Origin of the sequence: Noviherbaspirillum sedimenti (genome assembly GCF_003590835.1) — a bacterium.
Taxonomy (GTDB): Bacteria; Pseudomonadota; Gammaproteobacteria; order Burkholderiales; family Burkholderiaceae_D; genus Paucimonas; species Paucimonas sedimenti.
The window spans coordinates 292581-309770 of record NZ_QYUQ01000002.1 but is presented as its reverse complement, the minus strand read 5'-3'; the positions used below and the strand labels follow the sequence as shown (position 1 = coordinate 309770).

General features: G+C 56.1%; 13 protein-coding genes, 2 tRNA genes and 2 rRNA genes. 4 read left to right on the top strand and 13 right to left on the bottom strand.

Annotated features, from left to right (window positions below):
- Window positions 1–28: 28 nt before the first annotated feature.
- From D3878_RS01535 to D3878_RS23650, 5 genes are all read right to left on the bottom strand, one after another.
- A 23S ribosomal RNA gene (locus tag D3878_RS01535) occupies window positions 29–2904 on the bottom strand.
- Between the two features lie 287 nt (window positions 2905–3191).
- Window positions 3192–3267: transfer RNA gene (locus D3878_RS01530), tRNA-Ala, on the bottom strand.
- 7 nt (window positions 3268–3274) lie between these two features.
- Window positions 3275–3351, bottom strand: a tRNA-Ile gene (locus D3878_RS01525).
- A gap of 106 nt (window positions 3352–3457) precedes the next feature.
- A 16S ribosomal RNA gene (locus D3878_RS01520) occupies window positions 3458–4990 on the bottom strand.
- Together the 16S and 23S rRNA genes with 2 tRNA genes alongside form the textbook arrangement of a ribosomal RNA operon.
- Before the next feature lie 166 nt (window positions 4991–5156).
- Window positions 5157–5315, bottom strand: a complete 159-nt coding sequence (locus tag D3878_RS23650; RefSeq protein ID WP_158592148.1) for a hypothetical protein — start codon at window positions 5313–5315, stop codon at window positions 5157–5159.
- Between the two features lie 716 nt (window positions 5316–6031).
- Between D3878_RS23650 and D3878_RS01515 the strand changes: the two genes are divergently transcribed.
- Window positions 6032–7690 carry a bifunctional diguanylate cyclase/phosphodiesterase gene (locus D3878_RS01515; RefSeq protein ID WP_119783872.1) on the top strand — a complete coding sequence of 553 codons (1659 nt, stop codon included), beginning with the start codon at window positions 6032–6034 and terminating at the stop codon, window positions 7688–7690.
- A 269-nt stretch (window positions 7691–7959) separates the two neighbouring features.
- Here the strand turns inward: D3878_RS01515 and D3878_RS23960 are convergent, their stop codons facing one another.
- The 3 genes from D3878_RS23960 to D3878_RS01505 all read right to left on the bottom strand — a co-directional run bounded on the left by D3878_RS23960 (window position 7960) and on the right by D3878_RS01505 (window position 8766).
- Complete coding sequence (locus D3878_RS23960) at window positions 7960–8121, bottom strand: hypothetical protein (protein WP_199688309.1); 162 nt, start codon at window positions 8119–8121, stop codon at window positions 7960–7962.
- Window positions 8122–8179: 58 nt separating this feature from the next.
- Window positions 8180–8383, bottom strand: coding sequence for a hypothetical protein (locus D3878_RS23365; protein ID WP_147383861.1), 204 nt, complete (start codon window positions 8381–8383; stop codon window positions 8180–8182).
- 62 nt (window positions 8384–8445) lie between these two features.
- Complete coding sequence (locus tag D3878_RS01505; protein ID WP_147383860.1) at window positions 8446–8766, bottom strand: hypothetical protein; 321 nt, start codon at window positions 8764–8766, stop codon at window positions 8446–8448.
- 349 nt (window positions 8767–9115) lie between these two features.
- Between D3878_RS01505 and D3878_RS01500 the strand changes: the two genes are divergently transcribed.
- Window positions 9116–11443 (top strand): DEAD/DEAH box helicase, encoded by a 2328-nt coding sequence (locus tag D3878_RS01500; RefSeq protein WP_119783869.1) that lies wholly within the window; start codon window positions 9116–9118, stop codon window positions 11441–11443.
- 44 nt (window positions 11444–11487) lie between these two features.
- Complete coding sequence (locus D3878_RS01495; RefSeq protein WP_233556193.1) at window positions 11488–12024, top strand: hypothetical protein; 537 nt, start codon at window positions 11488–11490, stop codon at window positions 12022–12024.
- 18 nt (window positions 12025–12042) lie between these two features.
- On the opposite strand, the gene D3878_RS01490 is transcribed toward D3878_RS01495, so the two are convergent.
- The 3 genes from D3878_RS01490 to D3878_RS24545 form a co-directional block, all read right to left on the bottom strand.
- Window positions 12043–12600 (bottom strand): ATP-dependent Clp protease proteolytic subunit, encoded by a 558-nt coding sequence (locus D3878_RS01490; RefSeq protein WP_119783868.1) that lies wholly within the window; start codon window positions 12598–12600, stop codon window positions 12043–12045.
- Window positions 12601–12659: 59 nt separating this feature from the next.
- A complete protein-coding gene (locus D3878_RS23645; protein ID WP_158592147.1) occupies window positions 12660–12938 on the bottom strand; it encodes a hypothetical protein in 279 nt (92 codons plus the stop codon).
- 313 nt (window positions 12939–13251) lie between these two features.
- The gene (locus D3878_RS24545; protein ID WP_274381891.1) at window positions 13252–13377 is read right to left on the bottom strand and encodes a hypothetical protein; all 126 of its coding nucleotides are present in this window, start codon (window positions 13375–13377) and stop codon (window positions 13252–13254) included.
- A gap of 62 nt (window positions 13378–13439) precedes the next feature.
- Here D3878_RS24545 and gstA point away from each other — a divergent pair, with 62 nt between their 5' ends.
- On the top strand, window positions 13440–14048 hold the full coding sequence (gene gstA, locus D3878_RS01480) for a glutathione transferase GstA (RefSeq protein ID WP_119783867.1): 609 nt from the start codon (window positions 13440–13442) through the stop codon (window positions 14046–14048).
- Window positions 14049–14085: 37 nt separating this feature from the next.
- On the opposite strand, the gene D3878_RS01475 is transcribed toward gstA, so the two are convergent.
- Both D3878_RS01475 and D3878_RS01470 read right to left on the bottom strand, forming a co-directional pair.
- Window positions 14086–15462 carry a beta-barrel domain-containing protein gene (locus tag D3878_RS01475; RefSeq protein ID WP_119783866.1) on the bottom strand — a complete coding sequence of 459 codons (1377 nt, stop codon included), beginning with the start codon at window positions 15460–15462 and terminating at the stop codon, window positions 14086–14088.
- Window positions 15425–17188, bottom strand: coding sequence for an FHA domain-containing protein (locus D3878_RS01470; RefSeq protein WP_119787639.1), 1764 nt, complete (start codon window positions 17186–17188; stop codon window positions 15425–15427). The genes D3878_RS01475 and D3878_RS01470 overlap by 38 nt, the downstream gene beginning before the upstream one ends.
- Window positions 17189–17190: the final 2 nt, after the last annotated feature.

Below are 17190 nucleotides of genomic sequence, written 5' to 3'. Positions count from 1 at the left end.
TACTCATCATCTATAACATCAAGGTTATAGGGACAAGCCGCACGGGCAATTAGTACTGGTTAGCTTAATGCATTACTGCACTTCCACACCCAGCCTATCAACGTCCTGGTCTCGAACGACCCTTTAGGGGAATCAAGTTCCCGGGAAGTCTCATCTTGAGGCAAGTTTCCCGCTTAGATGCTTTCAGCGGTTATCTCTTCCGAACTTAGCTACCCGGCAATGCCACTGGCGTGACAACCGGTACACCAGAGGTTCGTCCACTCCGGTCCTCTCGTACTAGGAGCAGCCCCCCTCAAACTTCCAACGCCCACGGCAGATAGGGACCAAACTGTCTCACGACGTTTTAAACCCAGCTCACGTACCACTTTAAATGGCGAACAGCCATACCCTTGGGACCGGCTACAGCCCCAGGATGTGATGAGCCGACATCGAGGTGCCAAACTCCCCCGTCGATATGAACTCTTGGGAGGAATCAGCCTGTTATCCCCAGAGTACCTTTTATCCGTTGAGCGATGGCCCTTCCATACAGAACCACCGGATCACTATGTCCTACTTTCGTACCTGCTCGACTTGTCAGTCTCGCAGTTAAGCACGCTTATGCCATTGCACTATTAGCACGATGTCCGACCGTACCTAGCGTACCTTCGAACTCCTCCGTTACACTTTGGGAGGAGACCGCCCCAGTCAAACTGCCTACCATGCACTGTCCCCGACCCGGATAACGGGCCAAGGTTAGAACCTCAAACAAACCAGGGTGGTATTTCAAGGTTGGCTCCACGAGAACTGGCGTCCCCGCTTCAAAGCCTCCCACCTATCCTACACAGATTGGTTCAAAGTCCAATGCAAAGCTACAGTAAAGGTTCATGGGGTCTTTCCGTCTAGCCGCGGGTAGATTGCATCATCACAAACATTTCAACTTCGCTGAGTCTCGGGAGGAGACAGTGTGGCCATCGTTACGCCATTCGTGCAGGTCGGAACTTACCCGACAAGGAATTTCGCTACCTTAGGACCGTTATAGTTACGGCCGCCGTTTACTGGGACTTCAATCAAGAGCTTGCACCCCATCATTTAATCTTCCAGCACCGGGCAGGCGTCACACCCTATACGTCCACTTTCGTGTTTGCAGAGTGCTGTGTTTTTATTAAACAGTCGCAGCCACCATTTTATTGCAACCCTTTCACCCTCCTGGCGCAGGCCAGTCAAGCTACTAGGGCGTACCTTATCCCGAAGTTACGGTACCAATTTGCCGAGTTCCTTCTCCCGAGTTCTCTCAAGCGCCTTAGAATACTCATCTCGCCCACCTGTGTCGGTTTGCGGTACGGTCATCATGTGACTGAAGCTTAGAGGCTTTTCTTGGAACCACTTCCGATTGCTTCGCGGCACAAGGCCACTCGTCGCACACCCTTGAATTACGCCCCCGGATTTGCCTAAGGGCCTTCTCTGATGCACAAACCGACTATTCCAACAGTCGGACAACCTTCCGCGATCCGTCCCCCCATCGCATCACACGACGGTGCAGGAATATTAACCTGCTTCCCATCAGCTACGCATCTCTGCCTCGCCTTAGGGGCCGACTCACCCTGCTCCGATGAACGTTGAACAGGAAACCTTGGGCTTACGGCGTGGGAGCTTTTCACTCCCATTATCGCTACTCATGTCAGCATTCGCACTTCTGATACCTCCAGCATCCTTTACAAGACACCTTCGCAGGCTTACAGAACGCTCTCCTACCATATGTCCTAAGACATATCCGCAGCTTCGGTGACTGGCTTAGCCCCGTTACATCTTCCGCGCAGGACGACTCGATCAGTGAGCTATTACGCTTTCTTTAAAGGGTGGCTGCTTCTAAGCCAACCTCCTGACTGTTTTAGCCTTCCCACTTCGTTTTCCACTTAGCCAATCTTTGGGACCTTAGCTGGCGGTCTGGGTTGTTTCCCTCTTGACGCCGGACGTTAGCACCCGACGTCTGTCTCCCTTGCTCGCACTCATCGGTATTCGGAGTTTGCAATGGTTTGGTAAGTCGCGATGACCCCCTAGCCATAACAGTGCTCTACCCCCGATGGTGATACAAGAGGCACTACCTAAATAGTTTTCGGAGAGAACCAGCTATTTCCAAGTTTGTTTAGCCTTTCACCCCTACCCACAGCTCATCCCCTAATTTTTCAACATTAGTGGGTTCGGACCTCCAGTACCTGTTACGGCACCTTCATCCTGGCCATGAGTAGATCACTTGGTTTCGGGTCTACACCCAGCGACTGTCGCCCTGTTCGGACTCGATTTCTCTGCGCCTCCCCTATTCGGTTAAGCTCGCCACTGAATGTAAGTCGCTGACCCATTATACAAAAGGTACGCAGTCACCCCTTGCGAGGCTCCTACTGTTTGTATGCACACGGTTTCAGGATCTATTTCACTCCCCTTCCGGGGTTCTTTTCGCCTTTCCCTCACGGTACTGGTTCACTATCGGTCGATTACGAGTATTTAGCCTTGGAGGATGGTCCCCCCATGTTCAGACAGGATTTCACGTGTCCCGCCCTACTTGTCGCAAACTTAGTTCCACAACGCTGATTTCGTGTAAGGGGCTATCACCCTCTATGGCTGCACTTTCCAGAGCATTCCACTATCAACAATGCTAAATCTTGCAGGCTCTTCCCATTTCGCTCGCCACTACTTTGGGAATCTCGGTTGATTTCTTTTCCTGTAGCTACTTAGATGTTTCAGTTCGCCACGTTCGCCTCACACACCTATGTATTCAGTGAGTGATACCCTAAAAGGGTGGGTTTCCCCATTCGGAAATCTGCGGATCAAAGCTCGTTTGCTAGCTCCCCGCAGCTTATCGCAAGCTACTACGTCCTTCATCGCCTGTAATCGCCAAGGCATCCACCATGTGCACTTAGTCACTTGTCCCTATAACGTTGATCTCTCTTCCGAGAGACGTCATAGAGTTATTCTGAGTTTGTTGCGTTTGCCGTAATCCAGCCATTCTCGCTTGCGCGGGAACGCTTTCATACTTCGATGATTGATACAATCACAACCCACCAGTCTTTCCAATGCATTCCTGCATCAGGCCAACTGATAAATTTCTTTACTATTACTTCTTCCAGATTGTTAAAGAACAAAACAGCCAATGGTCTTCTAAAAACCAAACCAGAGTCTCGTCATACTGACTGACTGTGGTTTGACCTTTGTGAAACTGGTGGAGGTTGACGGGATCGAACCGACGACCCCCTGCTTGCAAAGCAGGTGCTCTCCCAGCTGAGCTAAACCCCCGTATTCCTGGTGGGTCTGGTTGGGCTCGAACCAACGACCCCCGCGTTATCAACACGGTGCTCTAACCAGCTGAGCTACAGACCCGCTTGATCAGACCTCAATTGCCCCGTGGTGCTGCGGGCACTGTTTTCTGTTCTCTTCAACTAACAGACCGATAAGTGTGAGCGCTCAACTTGCATGCATACTCTAGAAAGGAGGTGATCCAGCCGCACCTTCCGATACGGCTACCTTGTTACGACTTCACCCCAGTCACGAATCCTACCGTGGTAAGCGCCCTCCTTGCGGTTAAGCTACCTACTTCTGGTAAAACCCGCTCCCATGGTGTGACGGGCGGTGTGTACAAGACCCGGGAACGTATTCACCGCGACATGCTGATCCGCGATTACTAGCGATTCCAACTTCATGGAGTCGAGTTGCAGACTCCAATCCGGACTACGATACACTTTCTGGGATTAGCTCCCCCTCGCGGGTTGGCGGCCCTCTGTATGTACCATTGTATGACGTGTGAAGCCCTACCCATAAGGGCCATGAGGACTTGACGTCATCCCCACCTTCCTCCGGTTTGTCACCGGCAGTCTCATTAGAGTGCCCTTTCGTAGCAACTAATGACAAGGGTTGCGCTCGTTGCGGGACTTAACCCAACATCTCACGACACGAGCTGACGACAGCCATGCAGCACCTGTGTTACGGCTCTCTTTCGAGCACCCCCGCCTCTCAGCAGGGTTCCGTACATGTCAAGGGTAGGTAAGGTTTTTCGCGTTGCATCGAATTAATCCACATCATCCACCGCTTGTGCGGGTCCCCGTCAATTCCTTTGAGTTTTAATCTTGCGACCGTACTCCCCAGGCGGTCAACTTCACGCGTTAGCTGCGTTACCAAGTCAATTAAGACCCGACAACTAGTTGACATCGTTTAGGGCGTGGACTACCAGGGTATCTAATCCTGTTTGCTCCCCACGCTTTCGTGCATGAGCGTCAGTGTTATCCCAGGGGGCTGCCTTCGCCATCGGTGTTCCTCCACATATCTACGCATTTCACTGCTACACGTGGAATTCTACCCCCCTCTGACACACTCTAGCCGTGCAGTCTCCATCGCAATTCCCAGGTTGAGCCCGGGGATTTCACGACAGACTTACACAACCGCCTGCGCACGCTTTACGCCCAGTAATTCCGATTAACGCTTGCACCCTACGTATTACCGCGGCTGCTGGCACGTAGTTAGCCGGTGCTTATTCTTCAGGTACCGTCATTAGTCCCGGGTATTATCCAGAACCGTTTCTTCCCTGACAAAAGAGCTTTACAACCCGAAGGCCTTCTTCACTCACGCGGCATTGCTGGATCAGGGTTGCCCCCATTGTCCAAAATTCCCCACTGCTGCCTCCCGTAGGAGTCTGGGCCGTGTCTCAGTCCCAGTGTGGCTGGTCGTCCTCTCAGACCAGCTACTGATCGATGCCTTGGTAGGCTTTTACCCTACCAACTAGCTAATCAGATATCGGCCGCTCCAGGAGCATGAGGTTCTTGCGAATCCCCCACTTTCATCCGTAGATCGTATGCGGTATTAGCGCAACTTTCGCTGCGTTATCCCCCACTCCAGGGCACGTTCCGATATATTACTCACCCGTTCGCCACTCGCCGCCAGACCGAAGTCCGCGCTGCCGTTCGACTTGCATGTGTAAGGCATGCCGCCAGCGTTCAATCTGAGCCAGGATCAAACTCTTCAGTTTAATCTCTGTTTTGTGTCCTTGCGGACAGGTTCCGAAGAACCGTCGCTCACTCAAAATACTGACAGGATCAATCCTTGCGGACTGACCTATTTTCTTCTGTGCGAGCACTTGATATTTTAAGCTTGACGCTGGTTACCCAGCGCTGCACTCCATCAAGCACCCACACTTATCGGCTGTTAATTTTTAAAGAACTTTCTTTTCTGCTTTGCCAGGTGACCGGCAGGCTGCGAAGCGTTGTGTTCGTCAGCAGCAGAGAGGCAAGATTATGATGCGTTTCAAAGTTTTCGTCAACCGCGTTTTTGAAGAATTTTTCAACTCCCTGCAACGCCGCCTCTCCTTCACCCCACCCGGACTTGCCGGACGGAACACCAGACTATCCACCGGCACAGACACGCAGGCCTGAAAAACAAGGAACCGGGCCAAAGCGCCGGATCAATGCAACCAAGGGGATTTGCTGCCAGGGAGGACGTACTGCCTTGACCAACTTCCGCAATCAAACTTCTCTTCCTTCGCCGCTTCAACTCTCTTGCGAGTCGTCGGTGGCAATGAAGAAGCAGGATTATGGGGCTTGCAACGGAAACCGTCCACTTCTTTCGGCGACTTCGCCGTTTCAACAGCCACCCAGCCGTCACTTGTTCCTGCTGGCCCCACCACATGTCCCTGTTTACCCTACTAAATTGCCTTTCCGTATCAAACGCAGCAATTTCAACTGTAAATGCTGGACAAGCAAATTTCCTCGATGCAGACGCCGCATGCCGCCGCAAGCAAGTCGGCGACGTGAAGTCAGCTGGCCCGCAGAATTAGTCCCGCTGCAAAACTTGCCTGTCGTCCTGTCTGCCTGTTTTTTGTCGTTGTCGCGGGCCACATGCCTTGCCCGCTACTTACTCATATTTGAATGAGCAGTCAGACTGGCCTCACTCACAGGACAGTGCCTGGCAAATAAGGCAGTAATTATCAATTCCCTTCAAAACATAATATTGCCAATCCAGTTACTTTTTTGGCATCTTGTTACTATTTCCAGGGAATAATAGATATGATTATATGATGTTGAATTTCCAAAGCCTGAAATTTCAGATCGTGGCGCTCGGCGTGGTGGTGATCACGATCGGGATCCTGGTGCGCCAGTTCATTGCCCTCCCCCTGGTTCAAGAGCATGTACGCGAATTGGCCGCAACCCAACAATTGTCCATGGCGACTTATGTCGCCCGCGATGTCGACTATAGCATTGCGACACGGCGCGACTTGATTGAGCGGTTTGCCGCTGATCTGCCGCCGGAGTTGGCGAAGCAACCTGAAAAATTGCAGGCTTGGGTCAAAGACCGGCAGCGCATCAATCCAATGTTCAACAGCGGTTTGATGGCGGTTAGGCCGGATGGAAACGGCCTGCTTGCGGAATATCCGACCGTCACCGGTCGCAGCCAGCTCGGCTACGCGGCATCGGACTGGTTTCTTGGTGCTTTGCGCGGCAGCAAAGCGGTCATCGGCAAGCCTTTTCGAGGACGGGCGAATGGCGATCCCATCATCATTTTCGCGGCACCGGTACGCGATTCCGCCGGCAGCATCGTCACCGTGCTGGCCGGCGTGGCGCAACTCGATGCACCGGGCTTTCTCGATCGTCTGCAGGAAACGCCATTAGGTGTGACCGGCGGCTTTCTGCTGATCTCGCCGGCGGATCAACTATTTGTCGCATCAAGCAATCCAGACATGATTCTCAAGCCGACCCCGCGAACCGGCATGGATTTGCTGCACGATCGCGCCATGTCCGGTTACCGTGGTACCGGCGTCACCATCAATGCCAACGGCGTAGAGGAACTTTCGGCGATGGTGACGGTACCCAGCACCGGCTGGTTCGTGGTGGCGCGCATGCCAACCGAGGAAGCTTTCCGTCCGGTAACAGCACTGCGTGGCTTCGTTGCCACTGCAACGACAGTCTTGATGGTCCTGATAATCACGATATTGCTGATTGCATTGCCGCGCATCCTGCGCCCACTCACCGATACTGCCCGAGCGATCCTTGACATGGCCGAAGGAAAAAGCAAACTGGCACCCCTGCCGATTGTCCGCGATGACGAAGTCGGCAAGCTGGTGAGCGGTTTTAATTATCTTGTGGACAGACTAAGCCAGGAAGAGGCCGCGCGCGAAGCGAGCGAAACGCGGCTGAAGTACTTGGCGCATCATGACTCATTGACAGGGCTGTACAATCGCGCAATGCTGGAAGAGCGGCTGGCGCACGCGATGACGCGAACGGAGCGCGACGGCACCCAAATCGCTTTACTGTTTTGCGACCTGGATGGATTCAAGCCGGTTAACGACCAGTATGGCCACGATACAGGCGATGCGGTGCTGCGTCAGGTCGCCAGGCGACTGACTGATGGACGCCGCCGGATAGATACGGTGGCACGTTTGGGCGGCGACGAATTCGTCATCCTGCTCACCGCGCTCGACGATGCACGCGGCGGTGCGAATAGCGTCGCCCAGCAATGCCTGGCAGCGCTGCGCGAACCGTTCGAGATCGAGGGAAAATCGATCACGCTCGGCGTGTCGATCGGTATTGCGGTGCACGCGGGGCCTGCGGTGGCAGCGTCGTATCTGATCGCACAAGCCGACATTGCCATGTATCAAGTCAAGCGCAAAGGCAAGGGAAACTTTTTCTTTATGGACACGATCAGCGCCATCGACGCCGAACAGCACGTCGGTTGACGGCTACAACCGCAGGCTGGTACAGCTATAGCGGATATGGCGCAGGCAATGCCTGCCAATTTGTCAGCCGCCCTGCACTACTGCCTACTGCCGTTTTTTTTCTTCTTTTTTTACTTTTTTGTCGGCTTTCTTTTCTTTCATGGTCTTGGCAGGTTCTTTCTTGACTGCCTTTTTGGCATCCTGATTTTTACCCATGGCATAACTCCTTGATGAATTGTCTGGATTGCTGAATAAGGATCAGTGCCTGCGGCATCCTTGGCCAATTGACTTCAGACATCGCGGCCGGCTATCCCGCGTGGGGCCTGCGATGTGACATCATCACGGCTCGGTTCGTTTTGTGTTGCAAGCTTTTTTTGCTGCTTTTCTTGCTGCTTTTGTTTCTTTGCAAGCTCTTTCTGACGCTTTTCAAATGCATAATTCGGTTTTGCCATTTGACGTTCTCCTTTATTGAGGATGCCAGGTGCAGTACCAGGAAACCTGTCGTACGTGTTAATTGAGCTTAGGCGGCAATCCATCGGGCCAAAGTCGCGCGACGGCTCGTACAAATGCGTCATTGCCTTGGCTTTTTTGCACCCGAAGCAAATCATGCCATGCAGCAAGACCAATTTCATTCACCGCACGGTTGGCGAAATCACGCTCCTGAGGCGACCATTCGCCATTTTCGGAAAAATACGGCTTTTCTTTATCCACCATATGCACTCCCCCATGCCGGCCATCCCCGGCATCGGCAAGGACAGTCGTCTGTCCCTGAGCCTTTAATTAATTGATGGCACCGTTACGGTTGGCAGCGACTGCAGAAGGTCGGCCGCATTGCCTTCGGGATCTTTTTCTGCCATCAGGTGCACCCATCCAAGCACTTCATTAATGCTGGCCAGGCCGCTGTACAAGGCGGCGCGTGCAACGCAATAGACCTTCAACTCATCCATGCCGCCGTTGGAGTCAGCCCTGCCGGATTGCCCCAGATCATAGATCGAGTTCTCAATATCGTCGAGATCGTCGGTCAAGACCACACGCAAGGCCCGCAGGCTGGAAACCGCGTCGACTGCATTTCCGATATCCATTTTCGCCATGTTCATACCCTCTTCTCGTCAAGTATTGGTATTGTGCGGAACAGGACAAAACGCGCACATTACGCTTCTATCCAGCCCGCAACTGTTAGCCTGTTGCCAAGCATGAGGCCCGGCAGATCGACTGCGAGAAAGTCAATGCCCGGTAAAACTTTGATGCCCGAGCAGGATTTTGCGGTGAAACGCATTGATGAAATGGGTAGTCCGAAAACACTATTACTATTTCAGTATGCGCTATAAATGCATGGCTTGGGTAATTCGTTTTCACGCTTGAGGTGCTGCGCGACGCAACAACAGAGTAAACTAACCACCCTATTGTTTCGCCTACCTTGAATTGAACAACTCCGTGAGTGCCACCATGTCTGATACCCCCATCCCCTTATTTTCCGACCTGAACCTGAGCGAACCCCTGGTTCGGGTATTGAAGGAGTTGGGCTACGAAACGCCATCGCCGATCCAGGCGGCGACGATTCCCATCCTGCTGGACAATCGCGACGTGCTTGGTCAGGCGCAAACGGGTACGGGCAAGACGGCCGCCTTTGCATTGCCGATCCTGTCCCGCATCGATCTGCGGCAAACCACGCCGCAGGCGCTGGTGCTGGCGCCAACGCGCGAACTGGCGATCCAGGTGGCCGAAGCCTTTCAGCGTTATGCGACCCATATCCCCGGATTTCATGTGCTGCCGATTTATGGCGGCCAGAGCTACGGCCCGCAGTTGAGCGCCTTGCGCCGGGGCGTCCATGTGGTGGTCGGTACGCCTGGGCGGGTGATCGATCACCTGGAAAAGAATTCGCTGGACCTGTCGCAACTGAAAACCCTGGTGCTCGATGAAGCCGATGAAATGCTGCGCATGGGGTTCATCGATGATGTCGAAACGATCCTGCAAAAGACGCCCCAAACTCGCCAGACCACCCTGTTTTCCGCGACCATGCCGTCCGCGATCAAGCGCATTGCGCAAACCTACCTGCGCAATCCGGCGGAAGTCACGATTGCCGCCAAGACCGGGACAGCTGACAATATTCGCCAGCGCTACTGGCTGGTCAGCGGCATGCACAAGCTCGACGCGCTGACGCGCATCCTCGAGGCCGAGACCTTCGATGGCATGATTATCTTCGCGCGCACCAAGCTGGGCACCGAGGAACTGGCCGGCAAATTGCAGGCGCGCGGCTTTTCTGCGGCGGCGATCAACGGCGACATCCAGCAGCAACAACGCGAGCGCACCATCCAGCAACTCAAGGATGGCAAGATCGATATCCTGGTCGCCACGGATGTGGCCGCGCGCGGACTGGATGTCGAGCGCATCAGCCACGTCATCAATTACGATGTGCCGCACGATCCGGAAAGCTATACCCACCGCATCGGCCGCACCGGCCGCGCCGGACGCAGTGGCGAGGCAATCCTGTTCATCACGCCACGTGAGAGGAATTTGCTCAAGGCCATCGAACGCGCAACCCGGCAGCCGGTATCGGCACTGGAATTGCCGAGCATTCAGGCAGTCAACGATGTGCGGATCGCCAAGTTCAAGGATCAGATCAGCGAAACGCTGGCTGCCGGCGGACTGGAGACCTTCCAGTCGCTGATTGAGGATTTCGAGCGCGAAAACAATGTGCCAGCGTCTGAAATAGCTGCTGCACTGGCAAAACTGGCGCGCGGCGATGTGCCGCTATTGCTCGACAAGAACAAGCGTGAGCCGCAGGGAGAACGTTCCTGGGCGGATGAGCGGCCGGCCCAGATGGGCAGGTTTGAGCGGGGCGATCGACCGGAGCGGATGGAACGCCATGAGCGCCGGGATCAGGCCGAGCGCCCGGCCTTCCCGAAGAAGGAACGGGTAGTGCGCGCGCCCGATGCCGGCATGCAGACTTATCGCATCGAGGTGGGACATGCGCATGGCGTCAAGCCCGGCAATATCGTCGGCGCGATTGCCAACGAGGCGTCACTGGATGCCAAATATATCGGCCGCATCGAAATCTATGACGACTACAGCACGCTGGATATGCCTGACGATCTCCCGCCAGACATGCTCAATCACCTCAAGACGGTCTGGGTGGCTGGCCAACAACTACACATCAGCCGCGATGGCGCGCAGGCGGGAGGCGCTGCTGGCAAGCCGGCAGAAAAACCGGCACGCAAGGAGCGACCGGCACCAGCTGCCGTTTCAGCTGCAGTTTCAGCTGCAGTTTCAGCTGAAGTAACGGAACACCCGGCCCCGACGAAGAAAGAACGCATTGAGCGCAAGACTGATGTCGGCATGGTGACTTACCGGATTGAAGTCGGCCATGCACACAACGTCAAGCCTGCCAATATTGTCGGCGCGGTTGCCAATGAGGCCGGCCTGGATGCGAAATATATCGGCCGCATTGAAATATTCGATGACTATAGCGTGCTGGATTTACCGGAAGGCATGCCCAAGGAAATCCTTGAACATCTGAAAACAGTCACGGTGGCTGGAAAAGCGCTGGGCATCAGCCCGACGGGCGGACGGGCGCCGATGCCGGGCCCGGGCAAAGCAGCCGGCAAGAAAATCATGTTATCCACCCCGAAAAAAGGCGGCGACCGCAGGGTGAGCGAAAAGGCATTCGGCGACAAGACATCCTTCAAGCCCCATGGCGGCCCTGGGAGTCGCACTACTGAGGCGGCCAAACAAAAGTCCAAACCACCGCATCGTAAAGGTCCGAAGCCAGTGTAAGCCTGGAACAGGCATTTGTTGGGACAGGCATTTACTTATCTTTTTTGGAACAACGTATTTTGACGACGACTAAAAACAAACGCTGGAATGGCAAGATTGAAACCCTCAAGGGGGATTACCTGAAGGACGTGATACGCCAGATGGAAACCTATGGCGACCGGGTCCAGTTCACGCTGGGCGGAAGTGCACAGGGCCCGAATTATCAAGTCATTAACAGCGCCGGCAAAAAAATGGCGTTTGACAACAATCATCATTTGCTGCACCCGCAAGACAATGAATTTACCGGGAGCAACGCCACCGGCGTCATTACGCTGGATCAGGTCAAAACAGCACTGGCGGGTGGCGGTAAAGCAAGCGGTACGACACGCGTGGGTGGTGTCGGCAGTGGCAGCAGTCGAAGCAGTGCGGCGGCAGTCAAGGCCAAGGATTTGGTGGATACTGAAAAATACGCTTACTTCAAGAATAACCGGCAAATGCTGCCGCGCGGGATTGAAGCCCATTCCGACGAAATCACTGAACTGATGAAGAAGGGAATGTCAGCGGAAGAGGCCTTCAGCGAAATTGTGAAGCGCCATTTTTGAAGGCAGGGGACGTCTGTTTCAGATATTGATCAGCATCGCTCCGGGCGGCGGTGCAAAATCGGCAATCTCGTCAATCAGGCCAAATTTCAGCGCCTCGTCTGCCGTGATGAACAGATCGACAAACCGATGGACGTCCCATTTTTCTTCTGGCATCGCAATGTATTGCTTGAGGATGCTTTCGATCCTGCCATCATCCACCATCAAGGACTGCGTTGCCGCACTGAGCTGGAAAGAAGTGGTGGGCGAACCTGCATAGAATGTCGCCTTGTGCAGCATGAAAGTTGCCGTTCTGGAGGCTTTTCTTTTGCTTCCCGCCAAAAATACAATGACGGCGATGGACTGTACTGTGCCGGTGTTGTAAGTCGTAAGTTCGATGGGCAGGCACCTTAAATAATTATAGAGGGCAATGCCCTCACTGATAATGCCGCCCGTTGACTGGACCATCAGGTGCAGACTTTGCACACCGTTGGAAACGGCATTTGCCAGTTGCTTGAAGAATCGCTGCACCATATCGTCATCGACTCTGCCAGCCAACGTCGCATAGATTTCAGTCACTTCCCCGGCATTGTCGTCCATTTCCGATCCATGAATTACACCCGACCTCCTTCGGAAGCCGGGGAAATGTTCCAGGTGGATTAACGGTTCTTGTCCTGCTTGCTCTTGCTCTTATCCTGCTGGCTCTGATTTGACTGATTCAGGTTCTGCTGTTTCGGATTTTGTTGATTCGGATTTTGCTGGTTCAGATTCTGGTTTTGCTGCTTCGGGTTTTGCTGCCCTAGATTCTGTTGCCCCAGATTCTGGTTCTGTTGCTTCTTGTCCGGTGAAGTTGATGGGTTGATGTTCTGATTCTGCTGTTTTGGATTCTGCTGTTTTGGGTTCTGCTGCTTGGGATTTTGCTGGTCCTGGTTGGCCATGATTAATCTCCTGTATAGGATAAATCCGGTAAGCACCGGGAAAGGTAATAAACGCATTAGTCATGCCAGCAGCAGCCGCAAGCCAGATGTTGCGGCCAAGTAGGCAATTATTTGTTTTTTTTCCTCCAAATCCTGCATTTCCTGGCAGGACCTGGCAGAAGGACGGCGTGCATTGCGTGAAATGCAACGAGGGCTAATGTAAATCCTACTCTGGCATCGTAAGCCTTACACGGGCCATGCATCTTTCCAATGCCGCCTTGCGAGCAAAGTTCAGCCCAACGCCATGACGCCTCCGAAGCCGTTGCGGTTCACATTACTCGGCACTGCCTGCCCAATTTGAAGCTGGTGATGCTGCTGCCGGAGTGATCCCGGCTTTTCCAATATTTTCGACATTCCTGCCTTCCAAAAAAATTAATTCTTGTGTGATAAAGTTTCCCATTAGAAATCGCATTCCCACCCAATTCCGTCAACAATACACACTCTAAATAAAAGGAAACCTTGATGAAGCTGTATTACTCTCCCGGCGCCTGCTCCCTCGCCCCGCATATCGTCGCCTGCGAAGTCGGCATACCACTGGAACTGGTACGGGTCGATATCCCCACCAAAAAAACTGCGGCCGGCGACGATTACTGGAAAATCAATCCGAAAGGCTATGTCCCTGCAATGGAGCTGGACGATGGCCAGGTCATTACCGAAGTCGGCGTAATCTGCCAATACCTCGCCGACCTCAAACCGGAATCCGGCCTGGTGGCGAAAGCCGGGACCACCGAGCGCTACCAGCAAATGTCGGCGCTGAACTTTGTGGCGACCGAAGTCCACAAGCAGATCGGCGCCCTGTTCAATCCGCAGATGACGGCCGAAATGAAAGTCGTCCAGACCGCCACGATCGAACGGCGTCTGAAGGCGCTGGAAGCCTCGCTGGAAAAGCAGCCATACGTCGCGGGCGAGCGTTATACGGTCGCCGATGCCTATCTATTCACGGCCCTGAGCTGGGCTGGCCTCGTCAAGCTTGACCTGAGTAAATGGGTCAATATTCCGGCGTTCATGGCCCGCGTCGCCGATCGCTCTGGCGTACGCGCAGCGATGAAGACCGAAGGTCTGCTCAAGTAAGCGGCGGCATTTAAGCGGCGTTGCGCCCGGCCCGCCATCAGCCGCCGATATCCCTGAACGGGTCCAGCGCGAGGTCGATCAGGCGCCGCTCGCGCACGACGACCTCGGCCGCCGCCGTCATGCCATAGCGTAGCGGATATTTCTTGTCGCCGACCAGGTAATGGTCGCGCGCCAGGGTGATGCGTCCCTCGTAGACCGGCAGCTTGGTTTCCGGTGAGGGCTTGGTGGCCGGCGAGATGTATTCGAGCGTCCCCTTGATCAAGCCATAACGCTGGTAGGGAAAGGCGTTGAATTTCAGCTGGACCGGCAAGCCCTCCTTCAGGAACGCGCGGTCGTGTTCGGCAATCTCGACTTTCACGATGGGCTTGGCATCCTTGGGGGCAATGCCGCCCAGCGGGGTGTTGGCCTGGATCTTGTCGCCGGGCTGGGTAGACGTGACATCGGTGATGACGCCGTCCACCGGGGCGATAATCAGCAGAAAATTATCCTTGTCGATGTTCTCGAAGCGAATGCGGGCGGCAGCGTCAGCCACCAGGCGCGCGGTCTGGACCTGCAGGCGCAGCTTTTCCTCGACGTTGGCCACTTCCTTCTCGGCAGCTTCCTGCTGCAGGCGCAGGCTGGTCAACTGCTGGCCGCTGGTTTCCAGCTGCGAGCGGGCCTGGGTGGATTCCAGGCTCTGGCGCGCCCCCAGCTCGCTGACCCGCGACTGCGCCACGCGCAAGGCGTTTTCCGCCGCCAGCAGGGCATTCTTCTTGCCTTCGACCTGCAATTGCGAAACGCCGCCGCCGCCCGGCATGGCGAACAGGCGCTGGAATTTTTCCGCTTCCAGTTTTGCGGCATCGCGTGCGCGGCGCGCTTCATCGACATTGGTGCGGGCCTCCTGCAGCTGTGCCTGCTGGCCCTGGGCCAGGCTGCTGGTGCCCTCTGCCAGCCGCTGCTGGTGCTGGCGCTCTTCGACTGCGACCGCGTCCTTCAGGGCGTCGGCACGGCGCTGCAACAGCGCCTTTTTTTCGGGAAATTCGCGCCATTCGCGCTCGGCAGATTCCATTTTCAGCTGGGCGTCAAGCGCATTGGTGGCCGCTTCGATGGCGCCACGGGCATTGAGGCGGGCCATGACGTCGCCCTTGAGCACGGGCTGGCCTTCGGCAATGTAGATATTGGCCAGTTCGCCGTCGATCGGCGCATAGAATCGCCGCACTTCCGATTTCGGCCAGAGCGTGCCCGGGGCAGTAACGATGACGTCGGCGTGGCCGAAAAAGGACCAGAGCAGCGCCACCAGCACCAGCGCCGCGGTGGCCACCACAGCGGCATGGATGTAGCGCGAGGGTTCGGCGGAAAGGATCGCGATGCCTTCGGCGCTGTGGTCCTCGAGCGCCTCAGTGAGCGACTTCAGGCGGCTGACGCTGGTCGCCATTGTCCTGCCCTCCTTTCGTTTGCTGGCCGCTTAACAGCGCCAGCTTGCGCACATGGCTGAGCGCCTGCGCATACTGGTCGCGGAATTCCGGGACATACGATGAAATAATGGCAAAAGCCTGCTGATGGCCAAGCGTGTCGTCGTCCCATTGTCGCAGCAGGCGCTGGATGCCGGCGCTATCGGCGCCCACGCCACCATCCAGCACCGGCTGTTCAGCGCCGCCGCGCGCCACCACGAATTGCTCCAGCCGGCCGACCCATTCCAGTTCGGCCAGCAGCGGCTGGACGTCGGCATTGTTGCGCGCCAGTTGCTTCATCTCGGCCAGCGCCGCATCGGCGCGCTGAAACTGGCGCGCCCGCAATAGCGCCTGCCATTGCGGCACCTTAGCCTTGAGCAAGGCTTCCGTGCCGAGCGCTCTCAACTGCGCCTGCTCAGGTGCTTGTGCGAGGTACCCGGCCGCCGCCGTGGCGGCGCGCGCATATTCGCCATCGTCCAGCATGCCGCGCAATTCACGCTCGGGATCGTTGGCAAGATAGGCCAGCACGGCAGCGGTCAGCAGCGCACCGGCCAGGGCCGGCAGGCGCCACCATTTTTCGCCCAGACCGAGGCGGCGTTCGCCGCCGCCGAAGGCCTGCGCCAGTTCGGCGGCGAACACGGCGAGCTTGCCGCGCGCCCCGCCCTGCTGCCCGGGCAAGCGCTCGGCGCCTTGCCCGGCCGTGCCGCCTGCCTGCTGCGCGTCACGGTTGACTTCATCCTCCTGCGGCCTGCCGTGATCCACGCAAAAAATATCCAGGAACGATCCGGCTGCCGCCACGAAGGTCGTCTTGTCACTGTCCGCCGCGCTGCCGGCCGCTGCCGTGCCTGCCCCGCCTGCGCTACCGGCTGTGCTTGCCGGCGCCATTGCGGCGGCGCCGGCAAGCGGCACACTGGCAGCTACACCGGTGGCACTGGCGCGCGCCGCTGCATCCAGCCGGGTTACGGTTGGCTCCAGCGTCGTCGCCTCCTGCTGCAGGCTGAGCGTGTAGACGAAGTGATGGCCGCCGATGGCCAGCACATCCCCCTCGTGCAAGGGCACGGCATGTTCGTCCAGGCGCTTGCCGTTGACGAAAGTGCCATTGGTGCTGCCGAGATCTTCAATAAAGGGATCGCCGCCTTTGACGAAGATATGGGCATGGCGGCGCGACAGGTAATTCACCTGGTGCGGATGATCCTGCCTGTAGCGGGCAAAGCTATCGTCGCTCTTGCTGATTAAAAATGGGAAGCGGGAGATGACGATCGGCTGCAGGCCGAGGTCGTTGCGTTCCGGGATCAGGCTCAGGCTGGCCAGTTTCGCGCCGTGCGCTGGCGCCGCGTTCGCCTGGCGCAAGCTTACCCGGTAGGATAGCCGGCCGGCAAAGCAGATCTCGTCGCCGTTCGCCAGGCGGGTGATTTTCTGCTGCGCGCTGACGCCGTTGACCGTGGTGCCATTCTTGCTGTCGAGGTCGGCCAGGTACACCGTGCCGGATTCGGCAAAAATTCTGGCGTGGCGACGCGACAGGTCGGCGACGATTTCGGGCGGGTAGGCGACGAATGGCGCTTCGGTGCGGCCGATGGCAAACAGGCTGTCGTCGATGCGGATCTCGCCCAGTTCCGGGTGCGAGACCGGCTGCAGCAGGATGGCACAGGCTGGCAATGGCGGCATGCCGGTGCGCGGCGCGCTGTCGGGGACAATGGTCGGCTGTGCCATGC

Bases quoted from the DNA above. Each gene is read 5' to 3' on its own strand.
- D3878_RS24545 (WP_274381891.1), bottom strand. From the start codon at position 13,377: ATGGGAAACTTTATCACACAAGAATTAATTTTTTTGGAAGGCAGGAAT.
- D3878_RS23365 (WP_147383861.1), bottom strand. From the start codon at position 8,383: ATGGTGGATAAAGAAAAGCCGTATTTTTCCGAAAATGGCGAATGGTCG.
- D3878_RS23960 (WP_199688309.1), bottom strand. From the start codon at position 8,121: ATGGCAAAACCGAATTATGCATTTGAAAAGCGTCAGAAAGAGCTTGCA.
- D3878_RS01500 (WP_119783869.1), top strand. From the start codon at position 9,116: ATGTCTGATACCCCCATCCCCTTATTTTCCGACCTGAACCTGAGCGAA.
- D3878_RS01490 (WP_119783868.1), bottom strand. From the start codon at position 12,600: ATGGACGACAATGCCGGGGAAGTGACTGAAATCTATGCGACGTTGGCT.
- D3878_RS23645 (WP_158592147.1), bottom strand. From the start codon at position 12,938: ATGGCCAACCAGGACCAGCAAAATCCCAAGCAGCAGAACCCAAAACAG.
- D3878_RS01505 (WP_147383860.1), bottom strand. From the start codon at position 8,766: ATGAACATGGCGAAAATGGATATCGGAAATGCAGTCGACGCGGTTTCC.
- gstA (WP_119783867.1), top strand. From the start codon at position 13,440: ATGAAGCTGTATTACTCTCCCGGCGCCTGCTCCCTCGCCCCGCATATC.
- D3878_RS01515 (WP_119783872.1), top strand. From the start codon at position 6,032: ATGATGTTGAATTTCCAAAGCCTGAAATTTCAGATCGTGGCGCTCGGC.
- D3878_RS01470 (WP_119787639.1), bottom strand. From the start codon at position 17,188: ATGGCACAGCCGACCATTGTCCCCGACAGCGCGCCGCGCACCGGCATG.
- D3878_RS01475 (WP_119783866.1), bottom strand. From the start codon at position 15,462: ATGGCGACCAGCGTCAGCCGCCTGAAGTCGCTCACTGAGGCGCTCGAG.